The following is a 22,663-nucleotide window of genomic DNA, read 5'->3' on the forward strand; positions in this document are numbered from 1 at the left end:
GTCATCGTGCCGGGCCGGCGTCGGGATCTCTTGGAGGAATCGGAGCCCGCGATCCGGTGAGCGCGGACAGCGTCACCGCCGTGAGGCCGCGGCGCCCGGTCCGGGTGAGCAGCGCGTCGAGCGTCGCGGCCACACCGGTGCGGCCCGGGCCCTCGTGCAGCACGAGCACGCTGCCCCGCCGCACCACGGCGTCGAGCCACGCCGGACTGTCCGCGGTCCCGGCGCCGGCCCCGCTGATGGCCACCGCGCTCCCCAGGGCGCAGCGCAGGCCCGCCGCCTCGGTGATCGCGAGGTGCCGGGCGGTCGGCCACCCCGAGCCGGGCCGGAACCACCGCACCGGACCGTGTGCCTCGAGGGTGCGCCGGGTGTCCGCGAGCTTCGCCGCGAACTCCTCGGCGGGCAGGCGGTGGGTCGGTTCGTCGCGCCAGGTGTGGTTGCCGAGCTCGTGGCCCTCGGCGGCGATCCGGGCGACCAGTTCCGGGTGCGCGGCCGCCCGCTCCCCGAGCAGGAAGAAGGTGGCGCGGGCGCCGTGCCGGGCGAGCACGTCGAGCAGGGCGGGCGTCGTCGCCGGATCGGGGCCGTCGTCGAGCGTCACGGCGAACCGCGGGACGCGGGTGGGGACGGCGAACAGCACGCGGCCGCGGAGCACCGGGCCGAGGGCGTCGACGAGGACGGTCACGATCCCCATCATCCGTGTCGGTCCGTGCTGCTAGCTTTCGCGCCGTGGCCGACGTGCACGACGTCCGCCGGCTCGCACTCGGCCTCGACGACGTCGAGGAGATCGACTGCGCCGGCTTCGACTTCCGCGTGGGTGGGCGCGGGTTCGTCTGGTCGTACCCGGACCGCAGCAGCGGCCGGCGCGTGCTGCGCACAGACGTCGCCGTCCTGTTCGTGGGCGACGAGGCCGAGCGGCAGGCGCTGCTCCGCGGCGAGCCGGACCTGTTCTTCTCCACCCCGAGCTACGAGGGGTTGCCGTTCGTGCTGCTGCGCCTCGACGAGGTCGACGTGCCACGCCTGACCGAGCTGCTCACCGACGCCTGGCAGATGCGCCGCGAGCAGGGGTGATCAGCTCCTACTCGCCCCGGAACGTCGCCTTGCCGTGCCCCTGCTCGACGAACGAGCGCATCGCGCCCGCGAGGTCCTCGGTGGCGAACAGCGCGCCGGCGGCGTCGGGGGTGACGGCGTTCGCGGCCTCCAGCCCGCCCTCGGTGAGGTGACGCAGGATCTCCTTCGTCGCCGCGTGGGCCCGGGTCGGCCCGGCGGCGAGCTGCGCGGCGAGCGCCCGCGCCGCGTCGTCGAACCCGTCCTCGGGCACGAGCCGGTCGACCACGCCCCAGCGCTCCAGCTCCTCGGCGCCGAAGCGGCCGGCGGTCATCACCAACAGGCGCGCCCGTCCGATCCCGGCGCGCTCGGCGAGGCGCTGCGTGCCGCCCATCGCCGGGGTCAGCCCGACCGTGGCCTCGATCAGCCCGAACGACGCCCGCGGGGTGGCGACGATCAGGTCGCAGGCGAGCGCCACCTCGAACGCCCAGGTCAGCGTCAGTCCGTGGGCGGCGAACACCGTCGGGCACGGCAGGTGGTGGATCCGGCGCCCGAGCTCGACCAGCTCGGCGAAGTACGCCGTGCCGCCCGCGGCGTCCCCGCTCTCGGCGAGGGGCTGGAAGGTCTGCTTGACGTCGACGCCCCCGCTGACGAGCTTGCCCTCGGCGCGCACCAGCACGGCCCGGGGGCGCGCGCGCTCCAGCTCGGCGACGGCGTCGCGCAGCGCCTCGTGCAGCGCCTGGTCGTAGAGGTTGAGGGGCGGGTGGTCGATGGTCACCACGGCGAGGCGGGCGGCGTCGGCGTCGGCGTCGGCGATCTCGACCGTCACGGGGAGCGTCGTCATGACTCCGAACCTGCCCGACGCGGCGTCGGGGCGCCCGGCGGGCCGGGACGCTCACACGGCACCGGGGTGGGGGGCGGCTCGAGGGGGGTCATCTGGACCTGCCGTCCGAGCAGCGCGAGCAGCACGTCACGGGGTTCGTCACTGCTCGGCGCGACGGGCGGACGCCACAGCCCCTGACCGGTGAGCATCACCGGATCGCGACGGATGTAGGTCAGCGCGCGCTCGACGCCGACGGGGTCGAGCTCCTCGTCGAGCCCGGCGCCGCGGGCGAGGTCCCACTCGTGCACGGTCAGGTCCAGCAGCATCTGCTCGGCGTACTCCTCGACCCGGATCCAGCCGAAGATCGTGTGCACGCGCGCGGCGTGGGTCCCGGTGGCCGCCCACGTCGGCCGTGACCGGGCGACGGCGCGCTCCCAGGCACCCGGCGGGTCGGCGTGGAGCAGGTCGCCGTCGTACCGGTCGCCGACCTCGCCCATCGTGGTGCCCGCCAGCACGTGCGGCGCCCACAGGTGCTCGAAGCACAGGTGGGAGACGAGGTCGCGCACGGCCCACTCGGTGCACGGGGTCGGGGCGCGCCAGATGCCGGCGCCCACGGCACGGACGCGGGCGGTGACGCGGTCCATGGCGCCGGGGACCAGCGCGCGGGCGTCGTCGGTGTCGCTCACGGACGGCACCCTGCTCCCCGGCGGGCCCGGCGTCGAGCACCCACAGCGGGCGACCAGGTCGGCGGTGCACCTCGGCGGTGGACGTCGGCGGTGCACGTCGGCGCGGTCGGGCAGCCCGTCCGGCGGCCTTCCGCCGCCCGACCCACCCGAGCACACTGCCCGTCATGGGGGACGGCGTGCTGCGGGTCGGATCGGCGCTGCCCGACCCGCCGTTCGAGCTGGTGGGGGGCGCCGGCGACGCCGTCGGCTTCGACCCGGCGGTGATGTCCGAGGTCGCCGCCCGCCTCGGGCGCACGTTCGTCCAGCTGCGCTACGAGGCCGACGACTTCGACGGGATCTTCGCGGGTCTCGACCACGGCGACTACGACGTCGTCGCGTCCGGGGCGACCATCACCGACCACCGCCGCACGCTCGCCCGCTTCTGCCGGCCCTACGTGCGCTCGGGGCAGAGCCTGGTGGTCGACCGGCAGCTCCGCCCGGACGTCCGCGGCGTCGACGACCTCGGCGGGCTCACGCTCGGCGTGCAACGGGGCAACACCTCCGAGCCGGTGGCCGACGCCCTCGCCCGCGACGGGCGGATCGCCGGCGTCCGCCGCTACGCCTACCGCGACATCCTGACCGCGCTCGACGACGTCGCCGCGGGCACGATCGACGCGTTCATGAAGCTCGAACCCGTGATGCGGGCCCTCACCCGCGACCGCCCGACGCTCGCGGTGGTGCAGGCCGGCATCACCCACGAGGAGCTGGGCGTCGCCGTCCGCAGCGACGACGCGGACCTGGCCGCGGACGTCGACCGCGCCCTCGACGAGCTCCGCGCCGACGGGACCCTCGAGCGCCTCGGTCGCGAGTGGCTCGGCACGGACGCGCCCGGCAGCACGACCTCGGTGGTCCGGTGAGCCGCCTCGTGCGCCTCTGGACCGAGGACGGCGCATCGCGGTTCCGCGAGGAGACCGGTCTGCCGCCCGCCGCCGACGCGCGTCGCGTCCACGCCGAGGAGTCGCCACCGGGCAGTGCGCTGTCCTGGCACGACGCCCCGTGCCGGCAGTATGTGATCACGCTGACCGGCACGCTGCGCTTCACCACGCGCGACGGCGCGACGTTCCTCCTCGCGCCCGGCGACGTCCTGCTCGCCGAGGACACCGCCGGCGGCGGCCACCGGTGGGAGCTCGTCGACGACCAGCCGTGGCGGCGTGTCTACGTCGAGCTGTGAGCCCGCGGCCTCAGCGGCGTCCCCTGCTCTGCCAGTAGCCGGGCCCGGGGGTGTCGACCGTGTGGCGCCGGCTCTTCGCGTTCCAGGACCAGCGCCCGGCGCCGAGTCCCCAGCTGACACCGTCGGGCCCGGCGTGCAGGCGCAGCGGGCCGAGCCGGAAGGTGCGCCGCAGGTGGTGGCGCGGGTGGACGTGGGGCAGCAGTCGGAATCCCATGGAGCCTCCTTCGTCGTGTGCCGCCAACGGATGCCCGACGTGAGGAGTTCCCGAACGGGACGAATCAGACGGACGCCAGGGCTCAGGCCGAGGCGGGGACCTCCGCGCGCGCCCGACCCTCGGCTGCCGCGCGGTGACGGAGGAGCATCCGCCGCCCGACGAGCACCCCGCCCCCGGCGACGAGCATCGCGACCGCGGCGACCACCCAGGCCGTCGCGAAGGACAGCCCGGTCGCGAGCAGGCCGAACCCGACCGGCCCGAGGCACCCGCCCGCGTACACCCCGACCTGCACGATCGCCGTCGCCGCGGCGGGCGCGCCCGGGTTGAGGCGCACCACGGCGAACTGCAGCAGCCCGGGCCAGGACCAGCCGAGCCCGAAGCCGATCACGGTGCCGACGACCAGCGCGAGCGAGCCCGGCACGGCGAGCAGCAGCACGCCGCCGGCGCCGAGGATCAGGCAGCCGGCGACCACCGCGACGTGGCCGCCGCTGCGCCGGTCGGCGAGCCAGCCGTGGAGCATCCGCACGACGACGGCGACGACGCTGCCCATGGTCAGGACGAGGCCGGCGAGCCCCGGTGCGACGCCGGAGTCGACGGCCGAGGCGACGAGGAAGATGCTCAGCCCGGTCGAGCTCGCTGCGCCGAGGCCCGCCGCGACCCCGATCACGGCCAGCGCCGCGGTCGCGCGTTCCGCGGTGCGGTCGGCGGAGCGCTCGCCCCGGCCCGAGCCGCGGGGCGCCACGACGAGCGCGGCGAGGGCCAGGCCGGCGCCGATGACGTAGGCCCAGCGCCAGCCGATCGTCAGCCCGACGGTCGGCACGGCGAGGCCCGCGAGCAGCGTCGCGAGCGGGACGCAGGCCTGCTTGACCCCGAACGAGAGCCCGAGGCGCCCGGCCGGCATCGCGCGGGCGAGCGTGAGGTTGGTGGCGAGCTGGCCCATGACGTTCGTCCACGCCCCGACGAGCACCAGCACGACGACCGCGGTGAAGCTCCGGCCGAGCACGGCGGTCAGCAGCATCGCGACGGCGGCGCCGACCAGCCCGATGCGACTGGTGACGCGCGAGCCGAGCTTCTCGACGAGCTTGCCGACGGGGAGCGAGACCAGCGCCGACACCCCGAAGTACGCCGAGACGACCAGCCCGAGCGCGGCGGGGTCGAACCCGAGGTCCGCGCCGATCTGGACCGAGAGCGCCCCGAGCAGGAACACCGGGAGCACCGTGGCGGTGGTGATCGCGACGGCTCCCGCCCCGGTCCTCAGCGCCGTCTGCTCCCTCATCGTTGTCAACGCTAACCGACGGGCGGGGGAGGCACCTTGAGGGCGCGCCCGGCCGGGCGCGCCCTCAGGGTGGGGAGACGGTCAGAGAGCGCGGACCGAGTCGGCCTGCGGGCCCTTCTGGCCCTGGCTCCACTCGAAGCTGACGCGCTGGTTCTCCTCGAGGGAGCGGAAGCCGCCGCCCTCGATCGCGGAGTAGTGGACGAAGACGTCCTTGCCGCCGTCGTCGGGGGCGATGAAGCCGAACCCCTTCTCGGAGTTGAACCACTTCACGGTGCCGTCGGACATGGGACCTCTTTCGTGTCGGGCCGGACGACGGTGCCGTCCGTGTGGGGTTGCCCGACTCCACGAGCGCGACGAGCGGGGTCCGCTGTGCGGGCGGAGTCGACATCGACTGATCCACGGAGCACGAGCACAGCGAGGAAAAGAGGACAGCAACGGGCGCGGACCGTAGCACGCACCCCGGGTCAGACCGCGGCCGTGCCGATCAGCCCCTTGCGCGTGACCAGCCCGGCGAGCTCGTCCTCGGTGACGTCGGCGGTGCCCTCGGGGCGGAGGGGCAGCACCATGTAGCGCGACTCGGCGCTCGCGTCCCACACCGTGATGCGCGTCGAGGCGGGCAGCTCGAGGCCGAACCCGGCGAGCACCGCCCGCGGCTCGCGCACCACCCGCGAGCGGTAGGCCTCGCTCTTGTACCAGCCCGGCGACGGCCCGAGCAGCGCGATCGGGTAGCACGAGCAGAGCGTGCACACGATCACGTGGTGCTCGTCCTCGTCGTTGGCGACCACGGTGAGCTTCTGCTCCTGCAGCGCGCCGCCCATCGAGAACCCGAGCTCGGCGATGGCCGCGTTGCCGTCGGCGAGCAGCCGCTCCCGGAACGCCGGGTCGACCCACGCCCGCGCGACCAGCGCCGCCCCGTGGGCCGGCGTCCCGCCCGCGGCCAGGGCGTCGATCCGCTCGTCGATCTCCCCGGGCGCCAGCAGCCCCCGCGCCTCGAGCAGGGCCTCGACGTGCCGCACCTGCGCGGCGGCCGGCGCACTCCTGTGGTCCCCGCTCATCAGGTGCTCCCGTCGGGCTCGAGGTAGTCCTCCCAGAGCTCGACGACCACCGCGTGGTCGCCCTCGCCGAAGAGGTCGCGCGCGGCGAACCGCACGTGGTGCACGGCGCGGGGCGCGGACGCGAGACCGCGGGCCCGCTCGTCGGCGAGCGGGTGGTGCCCGGCCGTCGAGACGATCACCCCGGACGCGCCGCGGGCGTAGCGGGGCAGGCGGGTGTGGCCGGTCGGGTCGGCGATGCGCGTGCGGACCCGGTCGCCGGGCGCGAAGCGGTCAGTCACCGGTGAGCTCCTCCGGGCGCGCCACGCCCTTCTCGGCCAGCAGCGCCGTGATCGCCCGCAGCCACTTCTCGTAGTACGAGGCGGCGAGGTACTCGCCGGGCGGGATGCGCTCGATCGCGTCCCGGAACTCGTCGAGGTTGTAGACGCCCCGGCGCAGCAGCGCGCCGTTGAGAGCGACGACGTGCGCCTCCCAGTCGGCGTGCCACCGGGGCTCGTCGGGCTCCTCGACGATCGGCGGGAACCCGACCATGCCGCCCACGTCGTTGATCCGGCTCACCCCGCTGTTCCTACCGCCGCGGGGGCCGCGGGACCAGACGTCGGGCTCAGGCCCGCCGCACGGACAGCTCGACCGCGCCGTCGTTGTCGTCGTAGGAGCTCCACGCGTCGTTCGCCCAGGCGTAGAGGTAGCCCCCCGTCCGGACGGTGACGCGGACGGGCCCGGCACCGACGTCGACGACCTGGTGCCCGCCCGGCCCGCCGTCCGCGATCACGGCCACGAGGCGCATCCGCGCCAGCTCCGGACGCCGCACCAGCCCCGGGAACGCCCAGGCGGGACGGGGGCGTGCCCGGGTGGCCGTGGCGACCAGGCGCAGGCCGAGCCCGAGCGCGGCCTCCGGCAGCTGCGCCGGGGCCGGCCCCACATCCCCGCCCGCCGGTCCGCACGACCACGTGTCGTCGGTCCACCGCCCGGCCGCGGCGAGCACGTGGTCGCCCGGTCGCAGGTAGAGGCCCGTGTCGTTCCACGGGACGTCGGCCGCGACCGCGACGACGACCGGCGCGCCGCGCTCGACCACCCGGGTCGGCCGGTAGGGACCGCTGGTGATCGGCACCTCGGCCTGACGCGTGTACACGGCGTCGTCGACGTCGGGACGGCGCCGCGCGGGGTCGACGAGCGGCACCGCGCGCGGCTCGGGTCGCCAGACGAAGCCGGTCGCCCGGGCGACCAGGTCGTCGAAGACGAGCGAGGTCAGCGGCGCGAGCTGGTGGCGGTTGTCGTCGTGCGCCACCGCGAGCGGGTCGGGGTGGATCTGGGCGCGGGCGGCGGTCCGGAACCGCAGCGGCGTGACCCGTTCGGCCTCGTCGAGCATCCACCGCAGGGTGACGTCGGCGAGGCCGCGGTCCTCGTGCCCGCCGCCCACGTCCAGGTGGCCGCCGGGGAACCAGACCTGCGCCGTGTCCTGCCCGGGGGCCGGGTCGGACCAGAGGGTGGGCGCGAAGGGGCCGCGGCGCTCGTCGACGGCCACGGCGTGCCGGGCGTGCGGGATGCGCGGGTCGAGGCCCACGTCGTGGAACGTGTACCGCCCGGGATCCCCGTGCTCCAGCCAGCCGAGGTGGTCGGGGATGCCGAGCGCGCCGACGGTGTCCCACACGCCGACGAAGGTGATCGGGACGTCGGGCTCCTCGGGGCGGTGCGCGAGGGCCCCCTCCAGGGGCGGGCCGTGGGCGCGGCGGCCCCGGTAGCCCTCGCGGTAGAGCCGCGCCACCCGGCGCGTGATCTCCGGCCCGTCCAGCCCCGCGGTGTCGAGCAGGCCGCACCAGCGGACCATGCCCGCCAGCGACCGCACGGTGTAGGCGCCGCGGCTGAACCCGAAGAGCGCGATCTCGTCGCCGGGTCGGTACGTGGTCGCCAGCCACCGGTAGGCCTCGAGGATCCTGTCGTCCAGGTCGTCGCCGAGCGCCCCGCCCCGCAGGCGGGCGACGACGCCGCCCGTCGTGCCGGCGCCGGAGGCGTAGAACGCGAGCTGGGGGTGGCCGTCGGCGTCGACCTCGGCGAGCGCGTTGCGCAGGCGCCGCACGTTGGTCACCGACGCCAGGTCGGGTGTGCTCCACGTGCCGTCGCAGCACACCACGAGGCGGCGCATCAGTCGGCCAGGGCGAGCGCGGGCCCGGCGCGCTCGTCGAAGCGCTCCTCGCCCGTCGGCTCGACGTGCGCCACGTCGTTCATCGCCTGGCGCAGGCGCGCGAGCTCGAGGTACATCCGGTACCGCGCCCGGTTCGAGTTGCCCAGCGGCCGGTGCTCCGGGCGGCTGTGCCAGGGGTTGAAGCGCAGGGCGTCGGCGAAGGCCAGCTGCGCGTCGGAGTCGAAGCGCTGCGCCGGGAGCCGGAGCCGGGCCACCGGCACGTAGGGCGAGAGCCGCTCGGGCCACTTGACGGTGCTGTCCTCGATCGGCATCCGGTGCGGATCGGTCTGCACCTGCACCATGAGGTCGAACGACCACTCGCCCGCGGCGAGCGTGCGCACCATCGCGTCGCGCAGGTAGTTCTCCGCCGGCACGGCCGGGATCCGCGAGCGCGGGGGCGGCACGGGCCGCAGGGAGTACTGCACCGCCTGCTCCGCGCCGAGCAGGAACGGCACGTTGCTGTAGTAGCGCACCTCGAGCGGGTTGGCGTGCATCGGCGAGTAGAGCAGCTGCATGAACAGGTGCAGCAGGTGCGGGTTCGCCGGGTCGAGGGCGTAGCCCAGCGGCGCCTTCGCGCGCACCCAGTGCTGCATCAGCGCGTTCTCGCGGATGTCCGGGGTCACGAAGCTCGCCGGCGAGACGAGGATCAGGTCCTGGGTGCGCGCCTCGTCGTCCATGAGCTTCGGGCCCGGCACGTCCATGAGCTTGATCCCCACGGAGCACTGGCCCAGGTCGGCGATGTCCGGCGGGGCGAACGGGCCGGGCCCGGAGAACCGCACCCAGGCGGGGAACGTCCGCGGCTCGGCGAGGACGCCGTGGCGCAGGGCCGCGGGGAGGTCGTCGCGGACCTCGAGCTCGCCCCGCAGCACGCCGAAGGTCTTCGTGTTGCCGAAACGCTGCGCGGACCCGGGCAGCCAGTTCTCGCGGGTGAACAGGGCGAGCTGATCGATGATGTCCTGGATCAGCTCCTCCTCGCCCTCGAGCAGCCGCTCCTCGACCAGGGCGAGCCCCTCGTCCCGGCGGGACAGGTTCTGCACCGCCTGCGCCAGCTCGAAGAGCACCGGGCGGGCCCAGCGGTCGAACGCCGGCCGGTAGAGGAACTCGGTCCGGCGCTCCAGCTGCCAGGCCCACAGGAACAGGTCGCTCAGCGGGCGCAGCACGGCGGCGGTCAGGGCGCCGTGCGGGTCGATCGTCGCCCTCGCGGAGGCCGGTGCCATCACGTCGCCCCCGTTCCCGGGCCGTCCCCGCTGCCCAGCCACCGCAGGGCGCGCCGGCTCGGCAGGAAGAAGTACTCGCCGCCGCGCACCCGCACGAAGGCCGGCATCCCGCGGTGGCGGCGGCGCACCGGGCGGGCCTGCTCGGTGAAGGTGCGCCCCCGCTCGGCGCGCGGGGCGACGAGCGGGTCGGCGTCGTCGCGCAGACCGTCGAAGTGCGGGTCGTTGATCCAGGTGTGCTGCACGAACTCGTACTGCCGCGCGATGTTCGCGCCCAGGCACAGGAAGTGCAGGCCGCGTCGCGCGGCCTCGCCGTCCGCCGGTGGGACGGTGTACGGCCGGCCCCGGCGCAGCACGCGGTGCCGGTCGACGATCTCGCGGGTCGTGCCGACCGGCGCGAGGGCGTCGCGGGGGTTGACCCGCCGGACGTGGGCGCCGCGGGGACAGCGCAGGCCGTCGAGGTCGGCTCCGTAGGCGAAGTCCTCCGTGCGACGGCGGGGGTCGTCCCGCTCGGGGGTCAGGACGAGCGGGGCCCCGCTGCGCCAGCGCCCGACCATGCGGGCCGCGAGCCGCTCGGCCGCGTCGGGATCGGCCGTCCCGTCGCGCTCGGTGCGGGTCCGGACGAAGTCCCAGAACCCGTCGACGTCCTGCTCGAGCTGGCGCACGACGAGGTAGGTGCCGTTGCGCCCCAGGTCGCGGGCGCCCGAGCCGTCGGGGTCGGCGGGCAGCAGGCCCCGCGGGTCGGCCGCGGGCGGGACGAGCGGGCGCCAGGTCCGCTGCCCGTAGGCGTTGCGGTACCCGAGGACGAACTCCCCGGCCGGCAGCCCGCCGGGGTCGCGGCCGAGCCCGGCGACACGCGGCTGGGAGATGCCGTCGGCGAAGCCGAACGGCTCGTGGGGCGAGAGGGCGTCGGTGTCGTGGCGCACGAGCAGCCGCAGCGCCGAGGCCTCGCGGTCGAGCGCGGCGGTGCGCTCGTCCAGCTCCGCCGGGCTGGGCGCGAAGAGCAGGACCAGGACGTGGACGGGGTCGTGCCGGGGCCCGCCCCAGCTCCAGGTCGCCGGGTCGTTCTCCCCGGTGTCGCCGAGCAGCCTGCTGCGGTGCTCGGTGACCATGCCCTCGACGAACGGCGCCGCGAAGCCGGCGATCCGGCTCTCGGCGATCCCGAGGGCGCGCAGGCCGGCGGCGCTCAGCGCCACGTTGAGCGTCGTCCCCTCCCCCGCCGGGCCCGCGGTCCCGACGACGTCCGCCCACCGGGCGAGCAGCGCCCGCGCCTCGCCGGGGCGCTCGATCGCGTACAGGGAGTAGCTCGCGTGCGGCAGGCGGCCGTAGCCGCGCGCGACCAGGCCCTGCACGTCCTCGCGGTCGACGACCTCGGCCCGCCTCATACCCGCGCCAGCCAGTCCTGCGCGCCCGCGGTGTCCAGGTCGCGGCGCAGCCCGTCGCGCAGGCGGGTGTCGTCGTCGACGGTGCGGGCGGTGACGGCGGGGTAGGCCGAATACCAGACGCTGGGCAGCTGGTGGCGGCGCAGGTAGTTCTTGAAGGCCTGCTCGTCGCGCGCCCCGCCGCCCAGCAGCCAGCGCGTGGACGGGAACCCCTCACCGTTGCCGAACACGGCGTTGATCCCCCAGGCGAGCCGGTCGATGAAGTCGTCCATGTAGCTCTCCTGGCTGCCGTCGTAGCTGCTGGCGAAGATCAGCCGCCGGCCGCCGTCGATCGGCACCCACCGCGCGAAGTGGATCGAGCGCACCCCGGCGAGGTGCTCGCGGTGGAAGACGTGCCGGCACGCGTAGTCCAGCCCGGCCAGGACCGCGGCGATCGTCGTGCGGCGGACGACCCCGGCCTTGACCCGACCGGTCGCGGTGAAGGGGTTCTGCACCGCGCGTTCCTCGAGGGCGAGCAGCTGCGCCGTCGCGGCCGGGTCGGCCGGCGCGGTCTCGGGGACCTCCCTTGTCTCCAGCAGGCGGATCGCCACCAGCCACAGCGGCAGGACGGGCGCGAGGACGGGCAGCCCGAGCAGCCCGAGCGCCGGCAGCGCGACCGCGTGCACGGCCTCGCGGAGGCGGAACGACGTCTCCGGCGGCGCGGGTGGTGCGAGCGCCCACACGAGGTCGTCCCGGGAGTCGACGAACGCCCGGACCGCGCGGTGCACCTCGACGTCGGTGTGGTCGGCCCAGTCGTGGGTGTCGAGGAACGCGTCGATCTCGCGGCGCAGCTCGGCCTCGGCGAGGACGCGATCGAGGTCGCGGCCGACCTGGTGGACGTACGTGGCGGCCGCCGGGATCCGGTGCTCACGCAGCCACCGGGTGCGGGCGTGCGCGGTGTCGGGGTAGCCGTCCCAGCAGCGCAGGACGGCGGCGAGCGGGCCGTCCTCGAGGGCGGCGAGCCGGCGCAGGTGGTCGTCCACCGGGGCGTCCACGTCGGCCATGTAGACGAGCGAGCGCGGCACGCCGAGCTCGTCGTCGCCGGGCAGGGCGAACACCCGCGCGAAGTGGATCGCGCCCAGCGCGGCGAAGTCGCCCTTGCCGGGCGGGGTGGCGGCGGCGAGCGCGGCCAGGGCCCGGTCGAGGGGCCCGTCGAGGGACCCCTCGGGATCGGCGTCCGGGCCGAGCGGCCCGTGCACGGTCAGGGCGACCTGGTGGCTCACGCCGTGCCCCCCGGGCCGTCGGAGCGGGTGCCCTCGAGCGCCCGCAGCGTGAACCAGCCCGCCCGGCGCCCGAACAGCCAGATCAGGCCCAGGTGCAGGCCCGGGGCGATCTCGCGGATCTCGTCGCGCACGGCGCTCGCCACGAACGAGGTCCGCGAGTAGTCGAGGACGATGCAGTCCTCCCGGTCCAGCCAGCTCGACCCGCGGTAGACCTTGGCCCGGATCGCGGGGAGATCGAGCGCGGAGACCCGGTTGCTCAGCATCGTGCCGTCGAGGTCGAACGTCTTCCCGCGCCAGGCGAACACCTGGATCAACCGGGACAACGACTCGTTCTCGAGCGTTCCGGGGAAAAGGTGCGCACGCCCCTCGGTGCGCCCGAGCGGGACGTCTCCCGCCTTCGCGGCGTGGAACATCTCCTGGAACGTGTGACCATCGGTCTGGAGCAATGCCGTATCGGTGATCGAATGCACGATCGACCTCGCTTCGTCGACGGACGCGAGCATCGGTGCCCGACAGGGACGACGCCGAGGCTGGCACGGGGCGAGATCGAAAGCAAAGCGATTCACCTGCGGTGACGGAACCGTCGCTCGCGGTTGATGCGGCTGATCGGGTGGTTGCCGTGAAAGCGAGAAGAAAGGCCTTGCCCCGCTCCGCACCGGGGCGAACCCTCGAATACCAGGACGGATTCGGGTGGGGGTATGGACGAATCTCACGTCCAGCGTCGTGCACGCTGGGCACTCGCGATCGTGCGCTTCGTGAACGGCGCGCTGGGTCTCCTCGCGCCGCAATTCCTCGCGTCGCGGGTGGCGTCGCAGGAGCCGCGGTCGACCGCGGCCACGTACGCGTTCCGCATGTTCGGCGTCCGCACCGTGCTCCTCGCGATCGAGCTCCTGGTGGTGCGCGGCGAGGGCCGCCGGCGCGCCCTGCGCCGGGCGCTCGTCGTGCACGGCAGCGACACGGTCTCCGCGGCCGCCCTCGCGCTCGGGCACCGCGTCCCGCCCCGCACCGGGGCGCTCCTGACCGGCATCTCGGCGACGAACGTCGTCCTCGCCCTCGTCGCGCTGCGTCCCGCGTCGAGGGACGACCTGCTCGGCATCGGTGAGGGCGGCCGCGGATCCCTCGGACGGCTCGGACGGCTCGGAGGCTTGTGGTGAGCACCTACCGGCAGACCCCGTTCTGGCGGGCGTACACCGCCCTCGCCGGACACCTCGACCGCACCGTCGGGTGGGACCGGATGCCGCTCCCGCTCGGACTCGCGGTGCTCATCGGGCTGCGCACCGCGCTGCGGCAGGACAACCTGCACGACACCTCCGGGCTCCCCTCCGCCGGCGGGCCCGACCCGGGGCCGGCCACGGCGGACCAGCGCGTCGCGCGCACCGTCGACGGCGCGCACAACGACCTCGACCAGCCGGCGATGGGCATGGCCGGCACCCGCTTCGGCCGCAACGTCCCCCTCGACGCCGTCCGGGACGAGAGCCCCGAGGACGTGCTGCACCCCAACCCCCGGGAGGTGAGCAGGGCGCTGCTCACTCGCACCGCGTTCGTCCCGGCGACGTCGGTGAACTCGCTGGTGGCGGCCTGGCTCCAGTTCATGATCAGGGACTGGTTCAGCCACGGCACGAGCCCGGCCGACCGCCCCTGGACGGTGCCGCTCGCCGCCGACGACCCGTGGCCCGAGCGACCGATGCAGATCCCGCGCACGCCCGACGACCCGACCCGGCCCGCGGGCTCGCCCGGCCCGCAGACGCGGGTCAACGTCCTCACGCACTGGTGGGACGGCTCGCAGATCTACGGCGTCGACGCCCGCGAGCAGGCGTTCGTGCGGGCCGGCCACGGCGGGCTGCTGCGGGTGCTCGACGACGGGCGGCTCCCCCTGCCCGAGGACGCCGACCTCGACCCGAGCCGCGTGCCCGGGTTCTGGGTGGGCACCGAGATGCTGCGCACGCTGTTCACGCGAGAGCACAACGCGGTGTGCTCCCGGCTCGCCGCCTCCTACCCGACGTGGGACGACGAGGCCCTGTTCCAGCGCGCCCGGCTCGTCGTCGCGGCGCTGATCGCGAAGCTCCACACCGTCGAGTGGACCCCGGCCGTGATCAGCCACCCCACGACGGTCACCGCCCTGCGGGCGAACTGGTTCGGGCTCGCGGGCGAGCGGCTGCACCGGCTGCTCGGCCGGATCAGCGAGAGCGAGGCGATCAGCGGCATCCCCGGGTCGCGGCGCGACCACTACGGTGTGCCGTTCGCGCTCACCGAGGAGTTCGTCGCGGTGTACCGGATGCACCCGTTGATCCGTGACGACTGGGACGTCCGCTCCGCCGCCGACGACTCCCCGGTGCGCGAGTACGCGTTCGGCGACCTCGCGGGACCGAAGGCGCTCAAGGTGCTCGCCGACGTTTCCATGAGCGATCTCCTGTACTCCTTCGGCACCCTGCCGCCCGGTCTGGTCGAGATGCACAACTTCCCGCGCGCCCTCCAGGAGTTCGAACGCTCCGACGGCCACCACCAGGATCTCGCGGCCACCGACATCCTGCGTTCGCGCGAGCTCGGCGTGCCCCGGTACAACGCCTTCCGCCGACTGCTGCGACTGCGGCCCGCGAGTACATTCGAGGAGCTGACCGACAACGCGGACTGGGCGCGCGAGATTCGCCGGGTCTACGACGGCGACATCGAGAAGGTCGATCTCACCGTGGGGATGTTCGCCGAACGGAAACCGCGCGGGTTCGCGTTCTCCGACACCGCGTTCCGCATCTTCATCCTCATGGCGTCGCGCCGCCTCAACAGTGATCGGTTCTTCACCGAGTACTTCACGCCGGAGGTCTACACCCCGGAGGGGCTCGCCTGGATCGCCGACAACTCGATGGCGAGCGTCGTCCTGCGCCACCACCCCGAGCTGCGGCCGGCGCTGGCGGGCGTCGGCAACGCGTTCGCGCCCTGGCGCACCACCGCGACGGGGCGGTGAGCGACCCCGTGGCCGCTGCATCCGGGAGTCCGTCCGGCAGGGCGCTCCCCCGCTCCCCGGTCAGCCCGCTCCTCGTGGACGACACCGTGCCCTCGGCCCTCGTGCGGGCCGTCGTGCCGACCACGATGGACCACGGCCGCGAGCTGCAGGGCGTGATGGTCGAGCTCGACCTGCGGGCCGCGGCGACCCCGGAGCAGGTCCACGACCGCTTCCTCGCGCTGTTCGCCCGGGTCGTCACCCGGCGCCCGCCGCCGGTGCGCGTCTCGCCGACCTACGTGCGGTGCCAGCTCACGCGCGACGACATCCAGGCCCTCGTGGGGGCCGACCGCGAGCCGGGTGCCCGGCGCGTGGTGCACCGGATCTGGCCCGACTACGTGCTCCGCCGCCAGATCGACCGGTCCTGCCGGACGGTGAAGGCCGACGCCGCCGAGCGGACCTACGGCGCGGACGGCCGTGGCGTGGTGTGGGCGGTGATCGACTCCGGGGTGGACGTCGGACACCCGCACTTCGAGGGCGGGGATCCCGACGGCGGCGCCCTGAGCCACCCGGACGTCGCCGAGCTCCACGCCGACTTCACCTGGCTCGTCCGCGGCGAGCAGCCCCCCGCGCACACCGACCCCAAGGCCGCCCTCGTCGACCCCGACGGCCACGGCACGCACGTCGGGGGCATCATCGCCGGGCGCCTGGCCGCGGACCGGACCGCGCTGATCGCCAGCATGCCCTCGACCGACGACCAGGACGACGACCTGCCGTCCTGGGAGGAGCGCCGCCTCGAGCGGGGCGCCGAGCTGCGGGGCGTCGCCCCGGCCGCCCACCTGGTCAGCCTGCGCGTCCTCGACGCGACCGACGGTGAGCCCACCACCACGTCGAGCGCGGTGATCGCCGCGCTGCGCCACGTCCAGGACGTCAACGCCTACGGGCAGGACATGCGGATCCACGGGGTGAACCTCAGCCTGGGCTGCCCGTGGTTCTACCGCGACTACGCGGCCGGACGGAGCCCGCTGTGCCGCGAGATCGACCTGCTCGTCGCGAGCGGGGTCGTCGTCGTGGTGAGCGCGGGCAACGGCGGCTACGGCACGGGCCTCGGGCCGGGCGAGGGCGGCGACGTCCGCGGCGTCCTGTCGACGATCACCGATCCCGGCAACGCCGAGCGCGCCATCACCGTCGGGTCGACCCACCGCGACCGCCCGCACACGTTCGGCGTCACCTACTCCTCGTCGAAGGGCCCCACCCTCGACGGGCGGCTGAAGCCTGACCTCCTCGCGCCGGGTGAACGCATCACGTCGGCGGCGGCCGGGCGCCTGCGCGAGCGCAACCCCGTCCTGCAGGCCGCCGACCCCACCGCGGCCTGCTACGCGGAGGACAGCGGGACGTCGATGGCCGCCGCGCACGTCTCGGGGGCCGTCGCGGCGTTCCTCTCGGTCCGCCCGGAGTTCCAGGGCCGGGCCGAGGACGTCAAGGAGCACCTGCTGGAGAGCGCGATGTCGCTGCAGCGGGAGCGGTTCTTCGAGGGCCACGGGCTGGTCGACCTCATGGCGGTGCTGGCGCGGGTGTGACCCGGTCGCCGGCCGGACGGGACGGGAACGAGGAGACGGCATGCAACCCATCGCGGGGCGCCCCTTCTGGGTCGTCGACTTCGACCAGGACGGGCGGCCGCTCGGCGACGACGGGCTCGCGCAGAGCCCGCAGCGCGGGCAGGTGCGGGACCTCGTGGTGCTCTGCCACGGGTGGAACAACTCCCGGGAGGGCGCCCTGGGTCTCTACGCCGACCTGTTCGGGCGCATGGCCCCGCTCATCGCCCCCGACCGGTCCGTCGGGTTCGTCGGGGTCCTGTGGCCGTCGCTGCTGCTGCCCGACGACGTGCCGGCCGCGACGGGCCCGGTGATGGCAGGGTCCGCGGGGGCCGGCGGCGGCGCCCAGGCGTCCGGCGCCGCCCCCACCCCCGTCCCGCCGGGGCCCGCCGCGTCCGGCGCCGCGATCGCCGAGGCCCTCGCGCCCGCCTTCCCCGGGCGGGAGGACACCCTCGCCGAGATCGGGGCCCTGCTCGACCGGGCGCCGGAGGACGGGGCGGAGCTCCGGCGCTGTCACGACCTCGTCGTCTCGCTCGTGGCGCGGCCCGACGCGGGCAAGGACGAGGACACCGGCGAGCTCGCGCTGCTGGACGCCACGCCGCGGGAGGCGTTCGAGACCATGGCCGGTCTCGCCCGGCCGGACGTCGGCGACGCCCAGGGCACCAACCCCTTCGCGGGCCTGTGGCGCGGCGCCAAGGAGGTGCTGCGGACGCTGAGCTACTACGAGATGAAGGACCGGGCCGGCGTCGTCGGCGCCTCCGGCCTCGGCCCGCTGGTCGCCGGGCTGGCGCGCCCCGACCTGCGGGTGCACCTCGCCGGGCACAGCTTCGGGGCGCGGCTGGTGTCCTTCGCCCTCACCGCCCTGGAGCCCGCGACCTCGCCGGTGGCCTCGCTGACCCTGGTCCAGGGCGCGTTCAGCCACTTCGCGTTCTCCGCGACGGCGCCGGTCGCCGCGGGAGCGGGCCGGCTCGCGGGCCACGTCGACCGGGTGCACGGCCCGCTCGTCAGCACCCACACCCCGAATGACCGTGCCGTCGGCTGGTGGTACCCCAACGCGAGCGTCCTGGCGCGGCAGGACAACCAGGCCTCGACCTCGGCGCTCTACCGCTGGGGCGCGGTCGGCCACGACGGCTACCAGCAGGTCGCCGCGGCGGAGACCCGTGTCGTCCCGACGCGCACGCCCTACGGCTTCCCGGCCGGGCGGTTCACCAACGTCGAGGTCAGCGACGTCGTCCGGCACGACCTGTCGTGGTTCTCCGGGGCCCACAGCGACATCCGCCACGACGAGATCGCCTGGCTGCTCGTGTCGGCGGCGGGACTGGCATGAGCTTCGACATCCCGCTGCAGGGCCCGATCGGGCCGGTGACGATCGCGGGGATACCGACCCAGTTCGGGCTCGGCGTGACGGCCCTCCCGCCGGTGTCGGCCGACGCCCACGTCGCGCTCGACCCGGTCGCCGCCGACGCCCACGTGGCGCTGGACCCCGTCGCCGCCGACGCGCACGTCGCCCTCGACCCCGTCACCGCGGACGCCCGCGTCGCGCTGGAGCCGGTGGCGGTCGACCTCGCGGTGTCCCGCCTGCCCGACGTCCGCGCGCACGTCCCGGCGAACTTCTCGGTGAGCCTGTGCCTGTTCGGGATCACCGTGTTCTCGATCCATCTCTGCGGCGAGGCCCAGGTCGTCACCGAGCCCTACCGGCCCACGCCGTCCGAGCTGGCGACCGGCACGGGCGGGCCGCCCCCGTGACCCCACCGGACGGGCCGGCCACGATCCGCTTCCACGGCCCGCCGGGGGCGCTGCGGGCGCTCGCGGCCGCCGACGACGCCCCGACCGGCTCCGCCGAGCTGGCGCTGGGGGCCGCGCCGGGCGTCCCGGTCTCCGTCGCCCCGGCCGGGCCGGGGGCGGTGTGGCTGACCGCCTCCCTGCCCGCCGACACCGCCCCGGGGCCGTACCCCGCGACGCTCACCCCGGCCGGCGGTGCCGGTGCGACCGCCGCCGAGATCGCGGTCGAGGTCCACCCCGAGCCGCGGGTGGTCGTCTCCCCGCCGTCGCTGGTGGTCCGCGGGGCGCCGGGCGAGCACGTGCCGGTGGTGCTCACCGTCGCCAACGTGGGCAACGTCGCCACGCCCCTGCCGCGCTTCGGCGCCTTCGGCGTCATGGCCCGCCGCGGCGTGGAGGACGCGATCGGGGCGGCACTGCGCTCGTCCCGCGACGGCATCGACCGCGTCGCCGTCCTCGCCGACGCCCTCGCCCGGCGCCACGGGGGCCTGGTGGTGGTCTCCGACATCGCGGGGCACGGCGATCTCGCCCCCGGCGAGGTCCGCGACCTCGCCGGCACCCTGCGCATCCCCGGGGACCAGGAACCCGGCCGCTCCTACGCCGGCACGTGGCTGCTGGCCGGCACCACCTACCGCGTGGAGATCCACGTCGGGCGGACCTCGACACGGGCCTCGACGGGAAGGGCACCGACATGAGCGTGCTGCACCACCTCCTCGCCGGCGTGCGCTGCACCCACCCCGGGTGCCGCGGGGCCGCGTCGACCCCGATCTGGGTGCCGCGGTGGCTGGGCGAGCTCCACACCGCCCACGGGCCGGACGCCACGCTCCACCTCGACGTCCGCAACGCCTCGGCGTGGTCGCGCACGCTCACCGTCGAGTCGGACTCGCCGCGCGCCCTGCCCGAGGTCGCCGCGCTGCAGCTCGCCCCGCACAGCGCCCGGTCGATCCTCGTCGCGCTCACCGACGCCGACGGTGTGCGGGACCCCCTCGACGCGCTGATCCGCGTGCGCGGCGCGCACGAGCACCAGCTGCGGTGGGTGGTGCGGGCCGCGAAGGGCCTGCCCCGGCGGACCGGCGCGACGATCGTCGACGCCCCCGTGCTCGTCCACGAATGGAGCGACCATTTCTCGGCGTCCCCACCGTGATCACCGGCCGGGCACCCCGTGCACCGGGTGCGCCTGTTCGGGATCCTTGGGGCCGGCGAGATTGTCGAGGATGGTCCGCGCCCGCCGGTCGATGAGTCCGGTGAGGAGCTGCTGCGCGTATCCGAACACCAATGCGTAGGCGAGAATCTGTTCCTGGCTGTCCAGTGCACTCAGACCCGGGATGAACTGTCCGCGAATGGCGATGAGCGCCCCGACGGCTGTCAGCGCCCCGGTCGGCACCTTGAGCAGCGCGAGGCACACGGGGATGTCGTACGGCGTGGCCGTGGCGCGCATGTTGCGGATGGACACCGCCGCGGCGAGCGAGCCGCCGAGCAGCCCGAGCAGCGCGACGACGACCATGTCGAGCCGGTCGGGGACGCGGCCGAACCCGTCGCCGGTGGGACACGCGACCTCGACCGCCACCGTGCTCGAGGCGCTCGGCTCGAAGCAGAGCGGGAGGATGGCCGGGGTCTCGAACGCGATCCAGCCGAACAGCAGGTCGAGCACCGTGATCAGCACGGTGGCGATCAGCAGCACGTTGCGCAGGTTGCGCACGCGCGTGAGCTGCCGGTCCGCCGCCTCGAAGCCGTCGGCGACGACCGTCCGCAGCAGGGCGCGTGTGGCGGGCGTGGCCGGCGCGGCGTGGTCCACCTCCGCCAGACGGCCCGCGGCGATCCGCACCGGGTCGTCACGCTCGAGGGCGATCTCGACCCGGGCGAGGGCCGCCGGGATCTCGGCCGCGATGTCGGCCTCGTCGTACAGGCGGATCGCCTCGACCTGCGCCTTGTGCAGGTGGCCGAAGGCCGCCTCGATGTCCGTGCCGCGCCACCAGCTCACGAGCCACACGCGCTTCGGGTCCTGCCCCCGCGCCGCCTCCTCGGCCCGGACCAGCAGCCGCTCGACGTTGTCGCGGACCACGGCGACCTCGCGCGGAATGCCCTCGGCCGTCGTCCTCTCGGCGACCGTGACGCACATCTGCGCGCGCAGCGCCGCCACCGACACCTCGACCTGTTGGGCCCAGGCGCGACCGACCCGCGGTTTCGGCGCGGCACCGGAATACTGGTCCTGCGACATCCCGACCCCCTCCGGGAGGACCATTCCTCCCATTCATCGTCCTCCTTCCCGGGCGCGGCCCCGGCAACGATGCTGCGACGATTCCCGCCATTCCCGGAAACCGGGGACGGCGGGACGCTCTTGACACCGTCGGGCCCGCGGCCCTACCTCTGGGGCGGACACACCGGCGAGGACGGGCGGGCCGATGACGACTGGTGCGACGACCGGAGTGATCACCGGCCGGGGCATGACCCTGAGCGACATCCAGGCCCGCTGGGCGCGGGTCACGCCGGACGCGGAGTTCCTCGTCGACGGCGGCGGCGAGCGGCGGACCTACGCACGGTCCGGCGACCGCATCACGCGGCTGGCCAACGTCCTGGCCGCCGAGGGCGTCGAGCCCGGCGACCGCGTCGCGGTGCTCGGGCTCAACGCGGCCGACCTCCTCGAGTCCTACCTCGCCGTCCTGCGCGCCGGGGCGATCTGCGTGCCGGTCAACTTCCGGCTGGTCGCGAAGGAGGTCGCGTACGCGCTGGACGACTCCGGCGCGGTCGTCGCGATCGCCGACACCGCGACGTCGGACCTGCTCCGCGACGCCCTCCCCGACGCGCCCGGCGTGCGGCGGACGATCACGATCGGCGGTGACCTCGAGCAGGTCCTCGCCGCCGCCGACCCCACCTACCGCGAGCTCGCGGTCCCCGACGACGCCACCGCGTTCATCATGTACACCTCCGGCACCACCGGGGCGCCGAAGGGCGCGATGCTCACCCATCGCAACCTGTACCTGCACGCGTTCTCGTCGACCATGCACCTCGGCGGACCCGGCGGCCCGGGCGTCTGGCTCTCGGGCACCCCGCTGTTCCACATCGCGGGCGTCGCCGGCTTCCTGCCGTCCCTCTTCGCGGGCGGCACGACGGTGATCCCGCCGTCCACGGGCTTCGACCCCGACGCGATGCTCGCGACCCTCGAGCGCGAGCGGGTCTCCGCGTGCTTCTTCGTCCCCGCGCAGTGGGCCGCGCTCTGCGCGCGGGTGGGCGCCCGGGAGCGCGACCTCTCGGCCCTGCGCAAGGCGTCGTGGGGCGCCGCCCCCGCGTCGGACGCCCTGCTCCGCACGATGATCGAGACGTTCCCCGACGCGGAGATCGTCACGTCGTTCGGCCAGACCGAGTGCAGCCCGGTGACGACGACCCTGCGCGGCGAGGACGCCGTCCGCAAGATCGGGTCGGTGGGCACGCCGATGATCAACGTCGAGGTCCGGGTGGTCGACGACGACATGCGCGACGTCGCTTCGGGCGAGGTCGGCGAGATCGTCTACCGCGGCCCGCTCGTCATGTCCGGCTACTGGAACAAGCCCGAGCAGACCGCCGAGGCGTTCCGCGGGGGGTGGTTCCACTCCGGCGACCTGGTCCGCCAGGACCCGGACGGCTACTACTACGTGGTCGACCGCAAGAAGGACATGATCATCTCCGGCGGCGAGAACATCTACTGCGCCGAGGTCGAGAACGTGCTGGCCGGCCACCCGCAGGTCGCCGACGTCGCCCTCATCGGCGTCGCCGACCCGACCTGGGGCGAGACCCCGCTGGCCGTGATCGTGCCGAAGGACCCGGACGACCCGCCCACCGCGGCGTCGATCGACGACCACTGCCGCGAGCACCTCGCCCGCTACAAGCGGCCGCGCCGCATCGCGCTCGTCGACGTGCTCCCCCGCAACGCGACGGGCAAGGTGCAGAAGACGGTGCTGCGCGACCGGGACCTCGAGGGCTCCCTCGCCTCCGAGGTCGTGGCCTGAGGAGTCGTCCGGGGGTCGTCGTCCCGCGG

Annotated in this window: 26 protein-coding genes; 11 read left to right on the forward strand and 15 right to left on the reverse strand. The window is 75.0% G+C overall.

The window, feature by feature from the left end; translation table 11 throughout:
• Position 1 precedes the first annotated feature (1 nt).
• Positions 2–679 carry a polysaccharide deacetylase family protein gene (locus tag WCD41_RS22240; protein WP_337716512.1) on the reverse strand — a complete coding sequence of 226 codons (678 nt, stop codon included), beginning with the start codon at positions 677–679 and terminating at the stop codon, positions 2–4.
• 44 nt (positions 680–723) lie between these two features.
• Here WCD41_RS22240 and WCD41_RS22245 point away from each other — a divergent pair, with 44 nt between their 5' ends.
• Positions 724–1,065 (forward strand): MmcQ/YjbR family DNA-binding protein, encoded by a 342-nt coding sequence (locus WCD41_RS22245; protein ID WP_337716514.1) that lies wholly within the window; start codon positions 724–726, stop codon positions 1,063–1,065.
• Between the two features lie 7 nt (positions 1,066–1,072).
• Here the strand turns inward: WCD41_RS22245 and WCD41_RS22250 are convergent, their stop codons facing one another.
• Together WCD41_RS22250 and WCD41_RS22255 are read right to left on the reverse strand one after the other, a co-directional pair.
• Positions 1,073–1,885, reverse strand: coding sequence for an enoyl-CoA hydratase/isomerase family protein (locus tag WCD41_RS22250; protein ID WP_337716515.1), 813 nt, complete (start codon positions 1,883–1,885; stop codon positions 1,073–1,075).
• Complete coding sequence (locus tag WCD41_RS22255; protein ID WP_337716517.1) at positions 1,882–2,550, reverse strand: TIGR03086 family metal-binding protein; 669 nt, start codon at positions 2,548–2,550, stop codon at positions 1,882–1,884. Before WCD41_RS22255 ends, WCD41_RS22250 begins: the two co-directional genes overlap by 4 nt.
• A gap of 164 nt (positions 2,551–2,714) precedes the next feature.
• On the opposite strand from WCD41_RS22255, the gene WCD41_RS22260 reads away from it, so the two are divergent.
• Positions 2,715–3,446: an ABC transporter substrate-binding protein gene (locus WCD41_RS22260; protein WP_337716520.1), complete on the forward strand. Its 732-nt coding sequence runs from the start codon at positions 2,715–2,717 to the stop codon at positions 3,444–3,446.
• Positions 3,443–3,760 (forward strand): cupin domain-containing protein, encoded by a 318-nt coding sequence (locus WCD41_RS22265; protein WP_337716522.1) that lies wholly within the window; start codon positions 3,443–3,445, stop codon positions 3,758–3,760. The genes WCD41_RS22260 and WCD41_RS22265 overlap by 4 nt, the downstream gene beginning before the upstream one ends.
• A gap of 10 nt (positions 3,761–3,770) precedes the next feature.
• On the opposite strand, the gene WCD41_RS22270 is transcribed toward WCD41_RS22265, so the two are convergent.
• From WCD41_RS22270 to WCD41_RS22320, 11 genes are all read right to left on the reverse strand, one after another.
• Complete coding sequence (locus WCD41_RS22270) at positions 3,771–3,974, reverse strand: DUF4236 domain-containing protein (RefSeq protein ID WP_337716523.1); 204 nt, start codon at positions 3,972–3,974, stop codon at positions 3,771–3,773.
• Positions 3,975–4,056: 82 nt separating this feature from the next.
• Positions 4,057–5,250, reverse strand: coding sequence for an MFS transporter (locus WCD41_RS22275; RefSeq protein ID WP_337716526.1), 1,194 nt, complete (start codon positions 5,248–5,250; stop codon positions 4,057–4,059).
• An 81-nt stretch (positions 5,251–5,331) separates the two neighbouring features.
• Complete coding sequence (locus WCD41_RS22280; RefSeq protein WP_337716528.1) at positions 5,332–5,535, reverse strand: cold-shock protein; 204 nt, start codon at positions 5,533–5,535, stop codon at positions 5,332–5,334.
• Positions 5,536–5,714: 179 nt separating this feature from the next.
• Entirely contained in the window at positions 5,715–6,305 is a 591-nt protein-coding gene (locus tag WCD41_RS22285) for a nitrile hydratase subunit alpha (protein ID WP_337716531.1), read from the reverse strand.
• Positions 6,305–6,583 (reverse strand): SH3-like domain-containing protein, encoded by a 279-nt coding sequence (locus WCD41_RS22290; protein ID WP_337716533.1) that lies wholly within the window; start codon positions 6,581–6,583, stop codon positions 6,305–6,307. Before WCD41_RS22290 ends, WCD41_RS22285 begins: the two co-directional genes overlap by 1 nt.
• Positions 6,576–6,860, reverse strand: coding sequence for a hypothetical protein (locus tag WCD41_RS22295; RefSeq protein WP_337716536.1), 285 nt, complete (start codon positions 6,858–6,860; stop codon positions 6,576–6,578). The genes WCD41_RS22290 and WCD41_RS22295 overlap by 8 nt, the downstream gene beginning before the upstream one ends.
• Positions 6,861–6,906: 46 nt before the next feature.
• Positions 6,907–8,445 carry a T6SS phospholipase effector Tle1-like catalytic domain-containing protein gene (locus WCD41_RS22300; protein WP_337716538.1) on the reverse strand — a complete coding sequence of 513 codons (1,539 nt, stop codon included), beginning with the start codon at positions 8,443–8,445 and terminating at the stop codon, positions 6,907–6,909.
• On the reverse strand, positions 8,445–9,704 hold the full coding sequence (locus WCD41_RS22305) for a catalase family protein (RefSeq protein WP_337716540.1): 1,260 nt from the start codon (positions 9,702–9,704) through the stop codon (positions 8,445–8,447). Before WCD41_RS22305 ends, WCD41_RS22300 begins: the two co-directional genes overlap by 1 nt.
• Positions 9,701–11,083 carry a Dyp-type peroxidase gene (locus WCD41_RS22310; protein ID WP_337716542.1) on the reverse strand — a complete coding sequence of 461 codons (1,383 nt, stop codon included), beginning with the start codon at positions 11,081–11,083 and terminating at the stop codon, positions 9,701–9,703. The genes WCD41_RS22305 and WCD41_RS22310 overlap by 4 nt, the downstream gene beginning before the upstream one ends.
• Positions 11,080–12,342, reverse strand: a complete 1,263-nt coding sequence (locus tag WCD41_RS22315; protein ID WP_337716544.1) for a hypothetical protein — start codon at positions 12,340–12,342, stop codon at positions 11,080–11,082. The genes WCD41_RS22310 and WCD41_RS22315 overlap by 4 nt, the downstream gene beginning before the upstream one ends.
• Positions 12,339–12,755: a hypothetical protein gene (locus WCD41_RS22320; protein WP_337716547.1), complete on the reverse strand. Its 417-nt coding sequence runs from the start codon at positions 12,753–12,755 to the stop codon at positions 12,339–12,341. The genes WCD41_RS22315 and WCD41_RS22320 overlap by 4 nt, the downstream gene beginning before the upstream one ends.
• 285 nt (positions 12,756–13,040) lie before the next feature.
• On the opposite strand from WCD41_RS22320, the gene WCD41_RS22325 reads away from it, so the two are divergent.
• From WCD41_RS22325 to WCD41_RS22355, 7 genes are all read left to right on the forward strand, one after another.
• On the forward strand, positions 13,041–13,496 hold the full coding sequence (locus WCD41_RS22325) for a hypothetical protein (protein ID WP_337716549.1): 456 nt from the start codon (positions 13,041–13,043) through the stop codon (positions 13,494–13,496).
• A complete protein-coding gene (locus tag WCD41_RS22330) occupies positions 13,493–15,301 on the forward strand; it encodes a peroxidase family protein (RefSeq protein ID WP_337716551.1) in 1,809 nt (602 codons plus the stop codon). Before WCD41_RS22325 ends, WCD41_RS22330 begins: the two co-directional genes overlap by 4 nt.
• A gap of 74 nt (positions 15,302–15,375) precedes the next feature.
• Entirely contained in the window at positions 15,376–16,857 is a 1,482-nt protein-coding gene (locus WCD41_RS22335; protein WP_337716553.1) for a S8 family serine peptidase, read from the forward strand.
• A 40-nt stretch (positions 16,858–16,897) separates the two neighbouring features.
• Positions 16,898–18,199, forward strand: coding sequence for a hypothetical protein (locus WCD41_RS22340; protein WP_337716555.1), 1,302 nt, complete (start codon positions 16,898–16,900; stop codon positions 18,197–18,199).
• Positions 18,196–18,618, forward strand: a complete 423-nt coding sequence (locus WCD41_RS22345; RefSeq protein WP_337716557.1) for a hypothetical protein — start codon at positions 18,196–18,198, stop codon at positions 18,616–18,618. The genes WCD41_RS22340 and WCD41_RS22345 overlap by 4 nt, the downstream gene beginning before the upstream one ends.
• Positions 18,615–19,346: a COG1361 family protein gene (locus tag WCD41_RS22350; protein ID WP_337716560.1), complete on the forward strand. Its 732-nt coding sequence runs from the start codon at positions 18,615–18,617 to the stop codon at positions 19,344–19,346. The genes WCD41_RS22345 and WCD41_RS22350 overlap by 4 nt, the downstream gene beginning before the upstream one ends.
• On the forward strand, positions 19,343–19,795 hold the full coding sequence (locus WCD41_RS22355) for a hypothetical protein (RefSeq protein ID WP_337716562.1): 453 nt from the start codon (positions 19,343–19,345) through the stop codon (positions 19,793–19,795). The genes WCD41_RS22350 and WCD41_RS22355 overlap by 4 nt, the downstream gene beginning before the upstream one ends.
• Here WCD41_RS22355 and WCD41_RS22360 read toward each other — a convergent pair whose 3' ends face one another.
• Positions 19,796–20,902 (reverse strand): hypothetical protein, encoded by a 1,107-nt coding sequence (locus WCD41_RS22360; protein ID WP_337716564.1) that lies wholly within the window; start codon positions 20,900–20,902, stop codon positions 19,796–19,798.
• 151 nt (positions 20,903–21,053) lie between these two features.
• Between WCD41_RS22360 and WCD41_RS22365 the strand changes: the two genes are divergently transcribed.
• On the forward strand, positions 21,054–22,634 hold the full coding sequence (locus WCD41_RS22365; RefSeq protein ID WP_337716565.1) for a long-chain-fatty-acid--CoA ligase: 1,581 nt from the start codon (positions 21,054–21,056) through the stop codon (positions 22,632–22,634).
• Positions 22,635–22,663 lie beyond the last annotated feature (29 nt).

This window comes from Actinomycetospora aeridis (assembly GCF_037400275.1).
In the GTDB taxonomy this organism is placed as follows: Bacteria; Actinomycetota; Actinomycetes; order Mycobacteriales; family Pseudonocardiaceae; genus Actinomycetospora; species Actinomycetospora aeridis.

Bases quoted from the DNA above. Each gene is read 5' to 3' on its own strand.
- WCD41_RS22250 (WP_337716515.1), bottom strand. From the start codon at position 1,885: ATGACGACGCTCCCCGTGACGGTCGAGATCGCCGACGCCGACGCCGAC.
- WCD41_RS22260 (WP_337716520.1), top strand. From the start codon at position 2,715: ATGGGGGACGGCGTGCTGCGGGTCGGATCGGCGCTGCCCGACCCGCCG.
- WCD41_RS22270 (WP_337716523.1), bottom strand. From the start codon at position 3,974: ATGGGATTCCGACTGCTGCCCCACGTCCACCCGCGCCACCACCTGCGG.
- WCD41_RS22275 (WP_337716526.1), bottom strand. From the start codon at position 5,250: ATGAGGGAGCAGACGGCGCTGAGGACCGGGGCGGGAGCCGTCGCGATC.
- WCD41_RS22280 (WP_337716528.1), bottom strand. From the start codon at position 5,535: ATGTCCGACGGCACCGTGAAGTGGTTCAACTCCGAGAAGGGGTTCGGC.
- WCD41_RS22285 (WP_337716531.1), bottom strand. From the start codon at position 6,305: ATGAGCGGGGACCACAGGAGTGCGCCGGCCGCCGCGCAGGTGCGGCAC.
- WCD41_RS22300 (WP_337716538.1), bottom strand. From the start codon at position 8,445: ATGCGCCGCCTCGTGGTGTGCTGCGACGGCACGTGGAGCACACCCGAC.
- WCD41_RS22310 (WP_337716542.1), bottom strand. From the start codon at position 11,083: ATGAGGCGGGCCGAGGTCGTCGACCGCGAGGACGTGCAGGGCCTGGTC.
- WCD41_RS22320 (WP_337716547.1), bottom strand. From the start codon at position 12,755: ATGTTCCACGCCGCGAAGGCGGGAGACGTCCCGCTCGGGCGCACCGAG.
- WCD41_RS22325 (WP_337716549.1), top strand. From the start codon at position 13,041: ATGGACGAATCTCACGTCCAGCGTCGTGCACGCTGGGCACTCGCGATC.
- WCD41_RS22340 (WP_337716555.1), top strand. From the start codon at position 16,898: ATGCAACCCATCGCGGGGCGCCCCTTCTGGGTCGTCGACTTCGACCAG.
- WCD41_RS22345 (WP_337716557.1), top strand. From the start codon at position 18,196: ATGAGCTTCGACATCCCGCTGCAGGGCCCGATCGGGCCGGTGACGATC.
- WCD41_RS22355 (WP_337716562.1), top strand. From the start codon at position 19,343: ATGAGCGTGCTGCACCACCTCCTCGCCGGCGTGCGCTGCACCCACCCC.
- WCD41_RS22360 (WP_337716564.1), bottom strand. From the start codon at position 20,902: ATGGGAGGAATGGTCCTCCCGGAGGGGGTCGGGATGTCGCAGGACCAG.
- WCD41_RS22365 (WP_337716565.1), top strand. From the start codon at position 21,054: ATGACGACTGGTGCGACGACCGGAGTGATCACCGGCCGGGGCATGACC.